At 53.3% G+C, this 16182-nt stretch carries 14 protein-coding genes; 5 read left to right on the forward strand and 9 right to left on the reverse strand.

Annotated features, from left to right (window positions below; all coding sequences use genetic code 11):
• Positions 1–3 precede the first annotated feature (3 nt).
• Together R70331_RS23430 and R70331_RS23435 are read right to left on the reverse strand one after the other, a co-directional pair.
• On the reverse strand, positions 4–1164 hold the full coding sequence (locus tag R70331_RS23430; protein ID WP_052419180.1) for a dipeptidase: 1161 nt from the start codon (positions 1162–1164) through the stop codon (positions 4–6).
• A gap of 266 nt (positions 1165–1430) precedes the next feature.
• Positions 1431–2405 carry an ornithine cyclodeaminase family protein gene (locus R70331_RS23435; RefSeq protein ID WP_042179675.1) on the reverse strand — a complete coding sequence of 325 codons (975 nt, stop codon included), beginning with the start codon at positions 2403–2405 and terminating at the stop codon, positions 1431–1433.
• A 179-nt stretch (positions 2406–2584) separates the two neighbouring features.
• On the opposite strand from R70331_RS23435, the gene fabV reads away from it, so the two are divergent.
• The gene (gene fabV, locus R70331_RS23440; protein ID WP_042179678.1) at positions 2585–3766 is read left to right on the forward strand and encodes an enoyl-ACP reductase FabV; all 1182 of its coding nucleotides are present in this window, start codon (positions 2585–2587) and stop codon (positions 3764–3766) included.
• 60 nt (positions 3767–3826) lie between these two features.
• Here the strand turns inward: fabV and R70331_RS23445 are convergent, their stop codons facing one another.
• The 5 genes from R70331_RS23445 to R70331_RS23465 form a co-directional block, all read right to left on the reverse strand.
• The gene (locus tag R70331_RS23445; protein ID WP_042179681.1) at positions 3827–5710 is read right to left on the reverse strand and encodes an FtsX-like permease family protein; all 1884 of its coding nucleotides are present in this window, start codon (positions 5708–5710) and stop codon (positions 3827–3829) included.
• Positions 5682–6449: an ABC transporter ATP-binding protein gene (locus tag R70331_RS23450; protein ID WP_042179684.1), complete on the reverse strand. Its 768-nt coding sequence runs from the start codon at positions 6447–6449 to the stop codon at positions 5682–5684. Before R70331_RS23450 ends, R70331_RS23445 begins: the two co-directional genes overlap by 29 nt.
• Positions 6450–6557: 108 nt before the next feature.
• Positions 6558–7553, reverse strand: coding sequence for a sensor histidine kinase (locus tag R70331_RS23455; RefSeq protein WP_042179686.1), 996 nt, complete (start codon positions 7551–7553; stop codon positions 6558–6560).
• Positions 7550–8257, reverse strand: a complete 708-nt coding sequence (locus tag R70331_RS23460; RefSeq protein ID WP_042179689.1) for a response regulator transcription factor — start codon at positions 8255–8257, stop codon at positions 7550–7552. The genes R70331_RS23455 and R70331_RS23460 overlap by 4 nt, the downstream gene beginning before the upstream one ends.
• Before the next feature lie 39 nt (positions 8258–8296).
• Positions 8297–9673, reverse strand: a complete 1377-nt coding sequence (locus tag R70331_RS23465) for a hypothetical protein (protein ID WP_042179691.1) — start codon at positions 9671–9673, stop codon at positions 8297–8299.
• Positions 9674–9883: 210 nt separating this feature from the next.
• Here R70331_RS23465 and R70331_RS23470 point away from each other — a divergent pair, with 210 nt between their 5' ends.
• From R70331_RS23470 to R70331_RS30685, 3 genes are all read left to right on the forward strand, one after another.
• Positions 9884–11020, forward strand: coding sequence for a glycoside hydrolase family 88 protein (locus R70331_RS23470; protein WP_042179693.1), 1137 nt, complete (start codon positions 9884–9886; stop codon positions 11018–11020).
• Positions 11021–11629: 609 nt separating this feature from the next.
• Entirely contained in the window at positions 11630–11854 is a 225-nt protein-coding gene (locus R70331_RS31690) for a hypothetical protein (RefSeq protein ID WP_156131180.1), read from the forward strand.
• A gap of 668 nt (positions 11855–12522) precedes the next feature.
• Positions 12523–13383, forward strand: a complete 861-nt coding sequence (locus tag R70331_RS30685) for an AraC family transcriptional regulator (protein WP_052419181.1) — start codon at positions 12523–12525, stop codon at positions 13381–13383.
• 23 nt (positions 13384–13406) lie between these two features.
• Here the strand turns inward: R70331_RS30685 and R70331_RS23480 are convergent, their stop codons facing one another.
• Together R70331_RS23480 and R70331_RS23485 are read right to left on the reverse strand one after the other, a co-directional pair.
• A complete protein-coding gene (locus R70331_RS23480; protein ID WP_042179696.1) occupies positions 13407–14072 on the reverse strand; it encodes an SMI1/KNR4 family protein in 666 nt (221 codons plus the stop codon).
• A gap of 41 nt (positions 14073–14113) precedes the next feature.
• Positions 14114–14692, reverse strand: a complete 579-nt coding sequence (locus R70331_RS23485) for a TetR/AcrR family transcriptional regulator (RefSeq protein ID WP_042179699.1) — start codon at positions 14690–14692, stop codon at positions 14114–14116.
• Positions 14693–14972: 280 nt separating this feature from the next.
• Between R70331_RS23485 and R70331_RS23490 the strand changes: the two genes are divergently transcribed.
• On the forward strand, positions 14973–16124 hold the full coding sequence (locus tag R70331_RS23490) for an MFS transporter (RefSeq protein WP_081947880.1): 1152 nt from the start codon (positions 14973–14975) through the stop codon (positions 16122–16124).
• Positions 16125–16182: the final 58 nt, after the last annotated feature.

The following is a 16182-nucleotide window of genomic DNA, read 5'->3' on the forward strand; positions in this document are numbered from 1 at the left end:
TCCTTATCCGCAGATTTGTTCAAACACCCGGAGCCAGTTGCCGCCCATGATCTTCGCAATGTCATCATCGCTATAGCCGCGTGCTACCAGGCCCCTTGTGAAGTTAATAAAATAGCTGTACTTCTCAAGTCCCTTCACCGTTTCAACCGAAGGCCCGTCCCCCGGAGCAAAGCCCAGCTTGGGCGCAATATGCTCTTTAAAATAAACCAGGGACCAGTCCAGATCACTCATCGGCCAGTCTGTGCCAATGCCCACATGATCCACGCCAGCCAGACGGATCACGTACTCCATATGATCCAGCACATGGTCGATCGTCGTGTGGTCAGGATCTTCATGAACGAACCATGGCATGGCAAAAATCCCGATGACGCCGCCGGTTCCGGCAATGGCGAGAATCTCCTCATCGCTTTTACAGCGCATATGCGGATATATCGCTTCTACTCCGGTGTGTGAGGCAATGACCGGTGTGCTTGAAACCTTGCAGGCATCCAGGGTCGTCTGTTTGCCGCAGTGTCCGGTATCGACAATGATGCCCAGCTCGTTCATCCGCTGCACGAACCGGACCCCGAAATTCGACAGCCCGCCGTTTGCCTGCTCTGCACAGCCGGAGCCAATCAGATTCTGCTTATTGTAGGTCAGCTGCAGAATACGCAGGCCAAAGTTATGCAGCACCTCCAGCAGCTCAAGATTGGTGCCGAGGGCATCCGTCTCCTGTGCCGTCACAATGCCCGCTACCTTGCCGGACTGCTTGGCGCTGCGAATATCTCCGGCGGTCAGTGCCTTGATCAGCCAGTCATTGGCATCAAACTGCAGCTGCACCTCGCCCATACTCGTAATCAGGCTGTCCATATCGTTCAGGTGCAGCTCCCGGTTGCCGGCCGTAATGCCGGATTTGAACCACTCCTCTTTATACTGGGGAATATCACCGCCGGCAGCCAGCTTGGTTACCCATTTGGCCGGTATGGAGCTGTAGACCATCGGTTCATCCCTATACGGTTCGCTGAGCGCCCTGATTCTCTCTGAGACCGAAGCGGGAATTGCACTTGGTGACAACGGCCCCTGGAACAGCAGATCAACGTTGATATTCTGCTCATGCAGCCGCTGTGCGCGGAGCTCCTGCTCCTCCGTTAATTTAAAATCATATAATCCTGCCTGTAAGCTCATCTGTCTAACCTCCCAAGTATATTAAACTTGTAATTTTACTACTCAGGTATGGCCGTGACTCCAGAGAATGTTTGGACTTCCGGCCGCTGCCCTTCTGCAGATTTCTTGATTTAACCGCTGTTCGCAGTGGAAATCCGCAGACTGCTTATGCTTCCGTAGCGAGCTTTTCTGCGAAAAGCTTTAAGGCGGTCGCTACCGCTCCTACAGTTCCAAAATTCCCCTCCGCCACTTTTCCCTGTTTGTGTTTTTCCAAGTTACAATTGTGGTTACATATCAACCTCAACACCCTTATGCAAAAGCACAGCCTGATTGTAAATATAATGCGCCGCAGCCAAATCCTCAATCGCCAGGCCAAGACCCTTGAACAGGGTGATCTGCTCGGGACTTGTCCTGCCCTGCACGCTTTGCAGGAGCAGCCCGCCCAGCTCGCCGGCGATATGGCCTTCGGCTATGGCGCCCTCAGCCAGCGGAATGAGGTAGTCACCTGCTTCGTGGACAGCGGATTCCAGCCGGTCCACGTAGAGCCTGGACGCCGCCACCAGCGCCGAGTCCAGCTCCCGCTCATGCGGCCGGCAGGCGCCGACGGCGTTGATATGGGCTCCCTGCGGGACCCATTCGCCGTTCAGGACCGGCACACCAGAAGCCGTCACGGTACAGATAATGTCCGCAGCCTGTACGGCCTCGCGAACTGTCGCCGCTGCCGTTATCTTTATGCCGTATCTGGCGGCCATCCCGGCGGAAAAACGCTGCACCTTGTCCGGCGTTCTCCCCCAGACGCGGACCTCGCGGATGCTGCGTACCAGCAGCATCGCCTCCAAGTGGCTGGCCGCCTGCTCGCCGGTGCCGAGGATCGCCAGCACGCCGGCATCCTCCCGGGCCAGCAGCTTCGTTGCTGCCGCACTGACAGCCGCTGTGCGGACCGCCGTAATCTGCCGCCCATCCACGATGGCGTTCAGCCTGCCGGTCTCTGCATCGAACAGTGCAACCGCTCCCTGATGGGAGGGCAATCCTCTGTCATGATTGTACGGGAACACACTGATCAGCTTGGCTCCCGCCGCCGCTTCCTGCCGCAGATAACCCGGCATCAGCCCGAACAGATTCCCGTCCGCGAGCGGCATAACCTGCCTCAGGCTCTGGACCGCATCTCCTGAAGACAGTGCGGCCAGCACCTTCTCCATAACACCGATGCAGGCCTGCATCGTCAGTATTTCCGCCGTTTCTCTTCCGTTAATCACCAGCATGATGTACGGCCTCCAGTCTTCTCTGCTCTATTTTCTTCTATTTATCATAGCGTTATCTGGGCTGTTTGCGAAATACCGGAGAGAAAATAACCGGGGGGCTTATCTTTCTGAGCCATCATTTGCTATACTCTATAACAGTGGTTGTAAACTTAAAATTCAAAACAAAGGGGATTTCCTATATGATTATCCAGCCCAAAACACGCGGCTTCATCTGCACCACGGCGCATCCCGAGGGCTGTGCCCATCAGGTACAGCAGCAGATCGACTATGTAAAAGCACACAAAAAACTGAGCGGACCCGTTAATGTTCTGGTTGTCGGAGCCTCCACCGGATATGGACTGGCTTCGCGCATTACCGCTGCCTTTGGTGCGGGAGCGAATACGATCGGCGTCTTCTTCGACAAGCCGGCTGAAGGTGCACGTACGGCTTCGGCCGGCTGGTATAACTCCGCTGCGCTGGAGAAGGCTGCTGCCGAACAGGGCCTGAAGTCGTTCAGCATCGTCGGTGACGCTTTCTCTGACAGCATCAAGACTAAGACGATCGACCTGATCAAGGCCGAGTTCGGTAATGTTGACCTCGTAGTGTACAGCGTGGCTTCCCCGCGCCGCACACATCCGGTTACTGGTGAGGTTTTCTCTTCCGTCATCAAGCCTGTCGGCAATGCCTATACCAACAAAACAATGAACTTCCATTCCGGCGAAGTAACAAACGTAACCATCGAGCCTGCAACGGACGATGAAGTGCGTCAGACCATTGCCGTTATGGGCGGTGAGGACTGGGGCATGTGGATCGACCAGCTCCAGGCAGCAGGCGCGCTTGCTGACGGTGCAACAACAGTAGCCTACTCCTACATCGGACCTGAGGTTACTCACCCGATTTATAAGGACGGAACAATCGGTCAGGCCAAAAATGACCTGGAGAAAACAGCAATCGCGCTGAACGGGAAGCTGAGCGCTTCGAACGGACGTGCCTTTGTATCGGTGAACAAGGCGCTGGTAACCCAGTCCAGCTCGGCCATTCCGGTTGTGCCGCTTTATATTTCTGCCCTGTACAGAGTGATGAAGGACAAAGAGCTGCATGAAAACTGCATCCAGCAGATGTACCGCCTGTTCGCCGAGCACCTGTATAACAGCGATGCCGGCAGCAGCCACCTGATCCGCATCGACGACTGGGAAATGCGCGAAGACGTTCAGACTGAGGTCATGAAGCGCTGGAGCGAAATCGAAACCGCGAATGTACCTGATCTGGCGGATCTGCCAGGCTACCAGGATGATTTCTTTAACCTGTTCGGCTTCCGCACGGAAGGTGTCGATTATGAAGCAGACACCGATCCGACGGTAGACATCCCGAACCTGGTGTAATATCCAAGAACAGCAAAGAGGCCCTTCCCTAACCGGGATGCGGCCTCTTTTTATATCAATCTACTGCCTAAGCGCCAATTTCACCTGTCTTGTATAGAACAGCCGCACGATAAGGAAATAAACCAGCTGGATAATGAAGAACAAACCCAGCACAAGCGCGGATTCCTTAAGCAATGAATACTGGAACATATGCGACAGGGTCGTAAGTGCCACAGCTCCATGCACCAGCGCTACAATAATAGGCGCAAAAAACAGCAGGCTGATCTGGCGGTTCAATATCCTGCCCAGCTCCTTTTCACTGAGGCCAAGCTTCGATATCGCTTTGAACTTGTGCTTATCCTCATCCAGATCGCTGTACAGCCGGAAATACAGAAAGCTGCCTGCCGATACAAAGAACACAATGCCGACAAAGAAACCGACGAACATCATCGGCCCGAAGTTTTTAACCGTCATGTTCATCTGATAATCCAACGCTTCGAACTGATAAGCCTCGGCATAAGGCAGCTTGTTCAGCAGTTGCCCCCCGGCAGCCTCTGCTCCCTTCTGACCGGCCGGTCCGTGCCAGGTATAGTAGTGTTCCACGCTGGACGGATTGCCGAGGCTTGCCGCCAGCCCGTCCGGGACAATCAAATAATGGCTGACCACACTGATTACCGGAGAAAGAATGGCCCGGTCCGCTTCTACCACGGTTCCAGTCTGCAGCTGTAAAGGCTGGTTCAGCATACCCTCTCCGTTGCGGGACAGCCCGAAATCAACAGCCACTGCCTGCCCTTCCTCCAGTTCAATTGTTTCAAGCTCCATCAGCTCCGCAATATGGTTATATTGACTTTGCTTCACTAGCAGCAGCATTTCGTTCCCTGCCGCAAGCGGATAATAACTAAGCTCAAGCTCAGCCGGCTCAGCTGTAAGCCCCGATTCACTGAGCTGCTGATTGACCAGCTGCACATGCGCCTGCTCCATACTGTCGCTTTCCCTGGCCAGATAAGTAAACAAATACGGATTATGCTTGGGCAGCGAACCGTACAGCATCGACTGGAAGCCGTACAACGCTCCAATGGCACAGAAGGAGACTGTTGAAATAATTGCCACCAGAAAAAACGTGCGCGCATTATCCTTCATCCGGTAAGACAGGTCAGAGAACAGCAGCATGTTGGTCCTGAACCAGAAAAAACGCTCCCGGCTCTTCAGCCTCCGGATGATATAGACGCTGAGCTGGGTGAACAGCAGATAGGTCGCTATAGTAATCATAATCACCACAGGCAGGAGCAGGAGTATAGCCTCCAGCCCTTCCGCCCGCAGCGACAGGAAGTAGCTGATCCCGATTAGGGCTACGACAAGCAGGGACAGCAGCAGCGAGGCCTTCGGCTCTTTTTTCGGCTGACGGTCTGACTTGATGAGGGTAATCAGCTTGCCGCTGCGCAGCACCGCCGAAATGAACAGGGAGATCAGCACGAACAGCAGCAGAAAGGAGGCCAGTGTCAGACTAATTGCCTGCAGCGGAAAATAAAAATCCAGCCGTTCGTTGAGCGCGATCACATTCTCCCCGGCCAGCAGAATCCCCTTTGCGAACACCAGTCCGAGGCCGATGCCGAGGGTAGTGGCGCTGAAGCCGATCAGCATATTTTCCGTAAAAATCATCTTACGCAGCTGTCCCGTGGTCATGCCCTGCAGGATCATCAGGCCAAATTCCTTTTTGCGTGACTGCAGAAAGGCGCTCATCGAATACAGCACGAAGAAAAAGGAGAACACATAAATAATCCATTTCGAGACGTTCAGCGCAACCACGGTACCCGAATTCAGCCTGTCTGCACTGAGCATGGGGTGGAAGGTAAAGATGGAGAACGTAAAGAACACCATTACCATGAACATGCTGCTGAGAAAATAGGCGGTATACAGCCGTTTGTTACGGGTGACATTACGGAATGCGAATTGACGGAACGTCATTGCCGTATCCCCCCAGCAGCGAAAGTGTATCTATGATTTTCTGGAAAAAGCTCTGGCGGTTGTCACCGCGGTGAATCTCGGTATAAAACCGCCCGTCCTTAATGAACACCACCCGATGGCAGTAGCTGGCGGCTACAGCATCATGGGTAACGAGCAGCATCGTCGTTTTTTGCTCCTGGTTGATGGTCATCAGCAAATCAAGGACATCCTTGGCCGCTTTGGAATCCAGGTTGCCGGTAGGCTCGTCTGCCAGCAGCAGCCTGGGTGAATGAATCATGGCTCTGGCGATAGCCGTGCGCTGGGACTGGCCTCCTGAGATTTCATAAGTACGCTTTTTCATAATAGAGGCTATTCCCAGCTTGTCCGCTATCCGCTGCGCCTTCTCCTTCATCTCACGGACCGGAGCCCCGTCCAGCGTCAGCGGCAGCACCATATTCTCCTCCACCGTCAGCGTGTTCAGCAGATTGAAGTCCTGGAAGACGAAGCCGAGCTGACGGCGGCGGAAGATGGCCAGCTCATTTTTTCCCATAGTGCCTATGCTCCTGCCGTCAATCAGAATCTCTCCGGTAGTCGGGCTGTCGACGGTGGCGATCAGGTTCAGGAGTGTTGTTTTCCCGCTTCCGGACGGCCCCATGATCCCTATAAATTCTCCTTCTTCCACCGTCAGATCAATATCTGTCAGTGCCCGGTATGCGATGTTTCCTTCGTATATTTTATTGACTTGTTTTACCTGCAGCATCTTAGCTCTTGTCTCCTCTCTATAGCCGGCTGGTTCTGTACCCAATATACAGGTCAGGCGGAAGCGCCGCTATCGAATAAGGTTTCACTTTTCTTACATGCATGTAAGCTAAGCCTGGGCAGCAAAAATAAGCCGGACCGCCGTTCCCTTCCCGGCCTCAGATTCCAGTTCAATTACATGCCCGAGACGGTCGGCAGATTCTTTGGTCAGATAGAGTCCCATTCCAGTAGATTCGCGCAGCCCCCGCCCGTTCTCCCCGGTGAAAAAGGGATCAAATACCCGCTTAAGGTCGGACGCCTGAATGCCGATCCCCTCGTCCCTGACCTCTATAACAGCCTCGCTGTTCCGCAAATAACAGGAAACCTTGATTTTTTTATCACCGGACGCTTTGGCCGCTGTGTATTTGATCGCATTGTTAATGATCTGCGACAGCATGAAGAACAGCCATTTCTCGTCCGTCTGGACGGAAATGCCCGGATCAGCGGCTTCCACCACCGGAAAGATCCGGTTGCGGATAAACTGGCGTTTATGCTCGTGCAGAACCTCGTGGATCAGCTGCGGAAGAACAACCTGTCTGATGTTAAAATCCTTCTCGAACGCCCGCAGCCTGGCCATGTACAGCACTGTATGCAGGCCGCTGCGCATCCGCTCCAGCTCCTCCCGGATGCTGGCAAACTCAGGCTCGTCCATATTCTGGACTGTAAGCTCGATAACCGAAAGCGGGGTTTTCATCTGGTGCACCCACTGGTCGATGAAGCTCAGATGCTGCTCCTGCTGCTTTTTCATTGTGGTAAGCTGCTGCATGGTATGGCGGTAGTGGGAATGCAGCAGCTCCTCCAGGGCTTTGGATACGGGGGCCTCCTCTATTCGCTGATAGGCTTCATCCAGTGAATCCAGCGGCCGGCTGAGACGCAGATAAAAACGGCGACGGGTCACGTACTGGTGGACCAAATAACAGGAGAGGAAGAAAAAGCCTATAAAAACCGCGTACAAGACAACCGGCAGCCGGCGGTATCCGTCCAGCCAGTAGATGGAGATGATCGCCCCGAACTGGACCAGCTGCACGGCAATCAGCAGCAGATGCTCGCGTATAAACAGCTTCATAGCTCCTTCTCCCCCCAGGTAACATTCAGCCGGTAGCCCGTTCCCCTGACCGTCATCACGGCTTCCTCGATTTCAAGCTCCTGCAGCTTCTTGCGGACCCGGGTGATATTGACATTCAGCGTATTCTCATCGACAAAAGCCTGCGGCTGATCCCACAGCTTCTCAAGCAGGGCTTCCCTGCTGGCCACCCGCGGGTAACGCTCCATCAGGCTCTCCAGAATATCCGTTTCCTTCTGCGTCAGGCTGACCATGTCTTTCCCAAGCTGCAGCTCAAGCCTCTCGGGATACAGGATAAGCCCCTCCTGCTCAAGCACGGCTTCCTGGCGTACTCCGGCATATTCCCCGAATGCCCGCCTCAGGTGGCTGCGGATTTTGGCCAGCACAACCCCGGAATGAAACGGCTTGGTGATATAATCATCCCCGCCGTTCTCCAGCGCCATAATCTGGTCCATCTCCCCCTCCCGTGCTGAAATAAACAGAATGGGGCAGGTCGAGATACGGCGGATCTGCCGGCACCAGTAATAGCCGTCGTAGCTCGGCAGGTTCACGTCAAGCAGCACCAGCTCCGGCTGCGCATGACGGAATTCCTCCAGCACCTGCTCGAAATTCTTGACCACCACCGCCTCATACCCGTACTTCCGGATGGCAATCTGCAGCAGCTCCGCAATCTTGATGTCATCCTCCACGATCATTATTTTGGACATAAGAACAGCTCTCCTTAACCTCTTCAATCCGGGGCAACATCAATAAATTGGATACCTCCATACGAACAGCGCCAGATACAGCAGGCTCCCTGCTATACATAATACCGTTATTGCAGTGTCCTTAGCCTTATCCTTCGTAAGCAGCACAACGGCAAAGGCCAGCGGAAAGGCAGCGGCCAGATAACGCGGTGCAGACAGCAGCCAGGTCGGCCCGGTCACAAATACAAAATATACAATCATATAAGCGGTATAGGAGGGATGGAGCTTCTTAGCGCTTCTGAGCATCACATAAAGTGTCGTGAAAATAGCGAGCAGATTCGGCAGCCAGAGCCCGAATAAGCTGCGGCTGTCCCCTTCCTTGAACTTGCCGACCGCATACTCCATCTGATACCTTACTGTATCAAAAAACAGATACTGCCGCTGGAACCAGTGCTCCCGCTGGTAAATGCTGAACTGCAGCGCATTCCCGTACACAGCGTAATTAATGTATAGATAGGCCAGCAGGCCAAGCGGCACAATTGCCAGGCATCCGGCGGCGGCTGCAAGCTTGCGCTTAAAGGCTTTTTTATGGGCAGATTTGTAGGTTTCAGCAAGGCCGCGCCACAGTTCAATAACAATCGGGACCGCCAGCAGCACCCCGGGTGAGCGCGTAAATCCGGCCAGGGCGGCACATAGACAGGCGAGCAGCCATTTCTTTTGACGGATCAGATAGATGGACAACAGCGATAACAGCAGGAATAAGGACTCGGTCATCGGCAGCAGGAAGAAAAAGGCGGCAGGGAAAATAAACATATATTTTACCACCCGGAGCGCGTCTTTCCTGTCCATGTCGAGCGCCGCAAGCTCATAAGCAACCAGTGCAAATGCAACAGTACAGAGATTGGCTACGGTATAGCCTGCAGCAAGATAATTATTGGTGAAGAAGTGAACCACCTTAATCAGGATCGGAAAAAAGGGCAGGAACACGATATGGAACCGGGGATCCCCCTCCGTCACATACCCGTTCTCGGCAATGCCCAGATAGGAAGGCGCATCGATTCCCGTAACATGCCAGGCCTGATTTAAATAATCATCCAGACTTCCGGTATACCCGTTTTTTATTATTAGAAAAGCATAGGCGGCGATCAGCATCAGCCCCCGGCTAATCAGCACCCAGACGATAATTGTGGTCCATGTCTTCTTCCGCAGATCCTTTGTATCCTCCAGTCTGGAATGCTGCGGGTTCCTCCCGGCTGTAATATATCCGGTTAATGCCGGGATTGCACGAAGCCCGGTCATTATGAACAATCCGTAACAGGCGACTGCGCCTGCAGTGCCCATAACCGTCCAGCTGGTGGCATGCGTTACCCAGTACACTCCCGCCGCTAACATGATGGCTGCAAAAATTATAGAGATGCTTCGATTAACCTTCTCCATCTGCTCCCCCTTGTGGCTAATAACATTATGTAGGTCAGCTCTATCAGCATAAGTAATTTTTACCATAAGACAAAGGGATTGTCTTCACAATCTTTAGTCAGGGAATGCTCAAACCGCAATATACCTAATCAAGTACACAACAAACCGATACCACATCAGATTTATAATGAGGGTAAGAACAATATAGCGATACTAGGAGGTTATTCTAGCATGAACCGGAAATCCGTAATTGAACAGACGCTGGCCACCACCCGCCTTAACATTGAGCGTTTCGGTAACCGCTTTCCTATTGTCAGTATGGAGGGCGGCAAATATCATCTGACTGAGCAGACCAACTGGACGGAGGGCTTCTGGTCCGGTATTTTGTGGCTGAGCTATGAATACAGCAAGGATCCCGCGCTTTATTATGCAGCGATCCAGACGGTGGATTCCTTCCGCGAGCGTATGGAAGCAGGCCAAGAGCTGGATCATCATGATATCGGCTTCCTCTACTCCCTGTCCGCCAAGGCGCGGTGGATCGTGGATAACGATGAAGCCTCCCGCCTGCTGGCGCTGCAGGCCGCCGATGTGCTGATGAAGCGCTGGCGTTCTGCGCCGCAGGTATTCCAGGCCTGGGGACCGGAAGGCGATGCCGACAACGGCGGGCGGATTATTATCGACTGCCTGATGAATCTCCCGCTGCTCTACTGGGCAGCTGAACAGACCGGAGACCGCAGGTATGCTGAGTGTGCAACCCTTCAAGCCGACCAAAGCCGCCGGTTCCTGGTGCGGGGGGATGACTCCTCGTACCATACCTTTTATTTTGACCAGGAGAATGGAAATGCCATCCGCGGCGGAACGGCGCAGGGCTACCAGGACGGCTCGACCTGGACGCGGGGCCAGGCCTGGGGTGTTTACGGCTTCGCCTTGGCTTACCGCTATACGCGGGAGGAGCGTTTTCTTGAAACCTCACGGAGACTAGCCGGCTACTTCCTGGAGCATCTCCCTGAGGACCATATCGCCTATTGGGATTTCGATGCCCCGCAGGAGGAAGGCACAGCGCGTGACAGCTCGGCCTCAGCCATCTTTGTGTGCGGTGTGCTTGAGCTGCTGGACCACCTGCCGGAGAACGACCCGGACCGGTCTTTGCTAAGCGAAGCAGTGAACCAGTCGATGGACTCGCTGATCAGCAGCTACTTCACCGCCGGGAAGCCGGACGAGGAGGGCTTCCTGCGCCACGGCTCCTATTCCGTCAGAGGCAACTCCTCCCCCGACGATTTCATGATCTGGGGCGACTATTTCTTCCTGGAGGCACTGCTGCGCCTGGAGCAAGGCATTCCGGGGTATTGGTACGGCCGGCAGGTGTAGGTGGAGTGGTAGGCAGGAGTAAGATGCAGGGACCTGGCTAGGGATTGGTTGGGGGGATTGGTGATTGAATTTGGTGGGAGAGTATGGTAAGTGCGTCGGACGGAGTACTGAGCGGGTGCGTTTGGTGAGTTCGTCGGGCGGAGTGCTGAGCGGGTGCGTTTGTTGAGTTCGTCGGGCGGAGTGTTGAGCGGGTGCGTTGGGCGAGTGCGTCGGGCGGAGTGTTGAGCGGGTGCGTTGGGCGAGTGCGTCGGGCGGAGTGCTGAGCGGGTGCGTTAGGCGAGTGCGTCGGGCGGAGTACTGAGCGGGTGCGTTGGGCGAATGCGTCGGGCATAGTGCTGAGCGGGTGCGTTTGGTGAGTTCGTCGGGCGGAGTGTTGAGCGGGTGCGTCGGGCGAGTGCGTCGGGCGGAGTACTGAGCGGGTGCGTTGGGCGAGTGCGTCGGGCGGAGTGCTGAGCGGGTGAGTATTCTGGATGAGTATGTGGGGCGGTAGGCGACAAAGTCAGAGTTTAGCTGAGAGGTAGGCCCGATACTTAGTTAGGAGTAACTAGTCTTGGGGATGGGAGCAGCACGCTCCCTCATCCGCCAGATTCAAAAGGGGGTTCCGTTCATTTGGCCCATTCTTCCTCATCTATCGCAATCATAGGGATTTTTCCCTCTATTGCGGCGTTCAGCGGGCTGACTGGGCTATTTTATGGGATTTTTCCCTCTATTGTGGCGGTCAACGGGCTGAACTGGGCTACTTTATGGGATTTTTCCCTCTATTGCGGCTGTCAGCGGGCTGAACTGGGCTACTTTATGGGATTTTTCCCTCTATTGCGGCTGTCCACGGGCTGAACTGGGCTACTTTATGGGATTTTTCCCTCTATTGCGGCTGTCCACGAGCTGAATTGGGCTACTTTATGGGATTTTTCCCTCTATTGTGGCTGTCCACGGGCTGAACTGGGCTACTTTATGGGATTTTTCCCTCTATTGCGGCTATCAGCGGGCTGAACTGGGCTACTTTATGGGATTTTTCCCTCTATTGCGGCTGTCAGCGGGCTGAACCGGGCTACTTTATGGGATTTTTCCCTCTATTGTGGCGTTCAGAGGGCTGAATTGGGCTACTTTATGGGATTTTTCCCTCTATTGCGGCTGTCCACGGGCTGAACTGGGCTACTTTATGGGATTTTTCCCTCTATTGCGGCTGTCAGCGGGCTGAACCGGGCTACTTTATGGGATTTTTCCCTCTATTGCGGCGTTCAGCGGGCTGAACTGGGCTACTTTATGGGATTTTCCCCTCTATTGCGGCTGTCCACGGGCTGAACTGGGCTACTTTATGGGATTTATCCCTCTATTGTAGCTCTCATCAGGCTAAACAGGGTTACTTAATGGGATTTTCCCCTCTAAGTGTTTACCTGGTTACTTGGAGCTGCACAGTTACTTAAGCGCGGAGATGAAACGGTTTCTTTTTGCCGGACGGCTATTTATACTAAAAGTAATACTGGTCGATGAGGGAGCGCTGCATGAACAGGAATAATTACCTGCCCCAGGGGCTGGAGCCCGGGTTGTTTATGTACAAATATAAGTATGAGGATGCGGAAGCCCATTGGTTTCATGCGCACAGGGGAATCGAGATGCTGTATATTTATAGCGGCCACGGTGAGATTATGGCAGAGAATCAGACGTATCCGATCCAGGATCACACACTTGTCTGGTTTCAGCCCTATCAGCTGCACCGTGTGCTTGTTCCTGCGGCTGAGGGCCATTCGTATATCCGGACCAATCTGACCTTTGATCCCGGTTTTTTGGAGCGTTACCTTGCGGCTTTTCCTTTACTGGAGAAGTTTTTCCGCAGCCTGTGGAGGGGGAGCCTGCAGCGGCCGGTTGTATATGACATGCAAAATACGCCGATTGCCGCTGTGCTGGAGGAACTTCATTACGCCGGCAATAGCTCCGCTGCGGATAGAGAAGAAAATACGGGACTCCTGATGCTCCAGTTAATCGGGCTGCTGCAAAAGAACATGTCCGGCGTGTTGCCCGAGGCTTTCAATAACCAGTCACGCGGAGGTTCGCATGTAGAACGAATTACCGGCTGGCTGGACGGACACTATAAAGAGCCCTTCAGCCTGGAGACGCTGGCCGCCGCGATGCACCTGTCACCGTACCATATTTCACATTTGTTTAAGGATTTTGCAGGAGTCACCCTGTCTGAATATGTGATACAGCGGCGAGTGCGGGAGGCCAGTATTCTGCTCGCCAATACTTCCATGTCTGTTCAGGAGATTGCAGCGGAGGTGGGCGGCTATTCTCCGTCGTATTTTAGCCAAATGTTCAAAAAGCAAAAGGGAATTTCACCCGAGAAATACAGAAAGAGCATACGTTGAAGCTGATTAGCACAGGCTTGAGTTCACAGCTCTACCTTCAGCCAGCTTCTCCATAGCTTGGCATTGTCCGAATCGGGCATTATTCCGGATACAGGGCTGTCCATGAAGGGGATCAGCTGCCAGTCCTCACATCCAACACAGCCAATTTTACTCCACTTGTCCATGAAATCCGTGAAATTATGCCCCAAAATATATCCGTGTCCATTACCGCCATCATGCGACAAATAGACGATCGGCGGATCGGCAGGCACAGAAAGATCGAATGCTACAAAGTCCCCGTTTCCCACAGCCATGAAACCCAGCTTGTTATGCCATACCCGGTCATATTCATCATCCAGATCCGAAAAAACCTGCTGCTCCCAGCCCCTCCGTTCCTCCTCAGCAGCAATAATATCCTTAATGCTCCAGATGAAATCTCCGGCAAAAATCCCCTTCAGCTCTACTGGCAGCGGCAGTTCCAGCTCTTCATCATCAGGTAAAGACCAGCTCAGTTCCATCCCTCCACAAAACCCGGTAGCCACCTTTACTAATGATTCGGGTAATGGAATACCCAAGTGCTCCTCAACCTTTTTTACTTCCGATAAACGGACCGGAGGCTTCAATGAGCACCCCTCTGCCTCTCCGCCAATTGCCTCGATAGCATTCAGGAATGTCCTTAGGTTGTGCTCCCATGTTTGAGTTTGATTCATTTATGTATTCCTCCTCCCTTCTATTACTGGTTTATTGATCATTACAAATGGGATAACGATACCTCAACCGCATTATCGACAAAAGAACGGTCGGGCCGGGACTTCAGCAATACCGTGATACCGATTAACGATATAACGAGACTTTGAGCCAGAGCCTTGGCGCCCGTCTCTTGATTAAGCTCGCCTGACCGGATTCCGCGCTCGATCGTTTCCTGAAACAGGACGGCAAGGTACATCTGGTGCTCCCGCGTAATAATTTCGAATTTCTCATCATGAGGCGACAGCTCGACCATTGTATTGATGCAAAAGCACCCCATGCTCCCCTCCCCCTCGTACGCCTCGTCAACTAGACCTTTGAAGTAAGCACGAATGGCTTCCCGGACGGAGCTGTTACTTTCAAGCTTCTTCCGTATACCCGCCGCGTGCCATTGAGTGTACTTGCGCAGAGTGGTTTCGAACAGCTGTTTTTTATCGCCAAAAGCTAAATAAAGACTGGGCCGCTGAATCGCCATGGCCGAGGTTAAATCGTTAATTGAAGCCGCCTCATAGCCCTTCTCCCAAAAAACACGCATCGCCGCTTGAAGCACCTTCTCCTCGTCAAACTCCCTGAGCCGGACCATTGTTCACCCTCCATATCATACTGCTTGGTATATTAAAAATTCTATAATCACGCCCTCTGATTGTCAAATTCCTCTTGAGAATTGCCTTGACTATATTTATCAAAGGGGTTATTTTTATTCCATGCTTTTTGTACTGTTTAGTATATTATACTGTAAAGTACATATTAGAATGAGAGGTGTGTGAATACAATTGGGTAAGCTGCAAACTAACGGAAAGACAGAAACGGGGACTGGAAGGGGAGCGGGTAAACCTGGTGAAATTGCCGGCCAGCCGGATTTAATGCCGCGTAGTGTAACTTTATTAATCGCCATAGCCTGCGGGCTGTCTGTTGCAAATGTGTATTACGCCCAGCCGCTGCTGGATGTCATCGCGGAGGAGTTCGCTATAGCCCCTTCATCCGTTGGTATTGTTATCACGGTTACACAGGTTTGTTATGCGGTTGGCCTTTTTTTGCTGGTGCCCCTTGGCGATATTCTTAACAAGCGGCTGCTGATTCCCGGTCAGATGCTTTTATCCGTGCTGGCTTTAACCGCGATCTCCTTCGCGCCGAACGTCAGCGTATTTTTTTCGGGCCTGGCCATTGTGGGGTTATTGGCGGTAGTTACACAAACCTTAGTTGCTTATGCCGCAACATTAGCCGCACCCTCCGAAAGGGGGCGTACGGTTGGAATTGTAACTGGCGGGGTTGTCATTGGTATTTTGCTGGCGAGAACCGCTGCAGGAGTGCTGACGGACGCAGCAGGCTGGCGCGCGGTCTATCTTCTGTCCGCAGTCTGTATTCTTTCAATTGCATTAACGCTGCTGCGGATCATGCCTCAGGAGGAACGAAAAGCCTCACTTAACTATTTCCAGCTGCTGCGTTCCGTACTGGGCATGTATAAGGAAGAGCGTATTTTGCGTATCCGCTCCTTGCTCTGCATGTTCATTTTTGCTGCATTCAGCATCTTGTGGACTTCGCTTGTATTGCCGCTCAGCCAGCCTCCGCTGTCACTTTCTCACTCTGCCATCGGAGCGTTCGGCTTAGCCGGAGTTGCCGGAGCGTTAGGGGCAACCCGTGCCGGACGGCTGGCCGACCGCGGATATGGACAGATTACAACCGGAATTGCGCTCGTGCTGCTCCTCTTTTCCTGGCTGCCTATCAGCTATACGGAGCGCTCCCTGGCCGCACTTGTTATCGGAATCCTCCTTCTGGACCTGGCCGTTCAGGCGGTGCATGTTACGAATCAAAGTATGATTTTGAATGTGCGTCCCGAGGCCCGCAGCCGTCTCACCGCCGCTTATATGATCTTCTATTCAATCGGCAGCTCCGCCGGCTCTATTGCCGCAACAAGTATGTACGTATTTGCCGGGTGGAAAGGAGTATGCTGGCTTGGAGCCGGTGTAAGTGCGCTTGCTCTATTATTTTGGGCTGGAACCAGGCGTAAATGTTGAGCAAGCAGCAACCGCAAAGAACCGCCCTTAGGCAAATGGAAGGGTTGAACAGCCATTT

This window comes from Paenibacillus sp. FSL R7-0331, from assembly GCF_000758645.1.
Classification (GTDB): Bacteria; Bacillota; Bacilli; order Paenibacillales; family Paenibacillaceae; genus Paenibacillus_AQ; species Paenibacillus_AQ camerounensis.

Bases quoted from the DNA above. Each gene is read 5' to 3' on its own strand.
- R70331_RS23480 (WP_042179696.1), bottom strand. From the start codon at position 14,072: ATGAATCAAACTCAAACATGGGAGCACAACCTAAGGACATTCCTGAAT.
- R70331_RS23465 (WP_042179691.1), bottom strand. From the start codon at position 9,673: ATGGAGAAGGTTAATCGAAGCATCTCTATAATTTTTGCAGCCATCATG.
- R70331_RS23460 (WP_042179689.1), bottom strand. From the start codon at position 8,257: ATGTCCAAAATAATGATCGTGGAGGATGACATCAAGATTGCGGAGCTG.
- R70331_RS23445 (WP_042179681.1), bottom strand. From the start codon at position 5,710: ATGACGTTCCGTCAATTCGCATTCCGTAATGTCACCCGTAACAAACGG.
- R70331_RS23455 (WP_042179686.1), bottom strand. From the start codon at position 7,553: ATGAAGCTGTTTATACGCGAGCATCTGCTGCTGATTGCCGTGCAGCTG.
- R70331_RS23490 (WP_081947880.1), top strand. From the start codon at position 14,973: ATGCCGCGTAGTGTAACTTTATTAATCGCCATAGCCTGCGGGCTGTCT.
- R70331_RS23450 (WP_042179684.1), bottom strand. From the start codon at position 6,449: ATGCTGCAGGTAAAACAAGTCAATAAAATATACGAAGGAAACATCGCA.
- R70331_RS23435 (WP_042179675.1), bottom strand. From the start codon at position 2,405: ATGCTGGTGATTAACGGAAGAGAAACGGCGGAAATACTGACGATGCAG.
- R70331_RS30685 (WP_052419181.1), top strand. From the start codon at position 12,523: ATGAACAGGAATAATTACCTGCCCCAGGGGCTGGAGCCCGGGTTGTTT.
- fabV (WP_042179678.1), top strand. From the start codon at position 2,585: ATGATTATCCAGCCCAAAACACGCGGCTTCATCTGCACCACGGCGCAT.
- R70331_RS23470 (WP_042179693.1), top strand. From the start codon at position 9,884: ATGAACCGGAAATCCGTAATTGAACAGACGCTGGCCACCACCCGCCTT.
- R70331_RS23485 (WP_042179699.1), bottom strand. From the start codon at position 14,692: ATGGTCCGGCTCAGGGAGTTTGACGAGGAGAAGGTGCTTCAAGCGGCG.
- R70331_RS23430 (WP_052419180.1), bottom strand. From the start codon at position 1,164: ATGAGCTTACAGGCAGGATTATATGATTTTAAATTAACGGAGGAGCAG.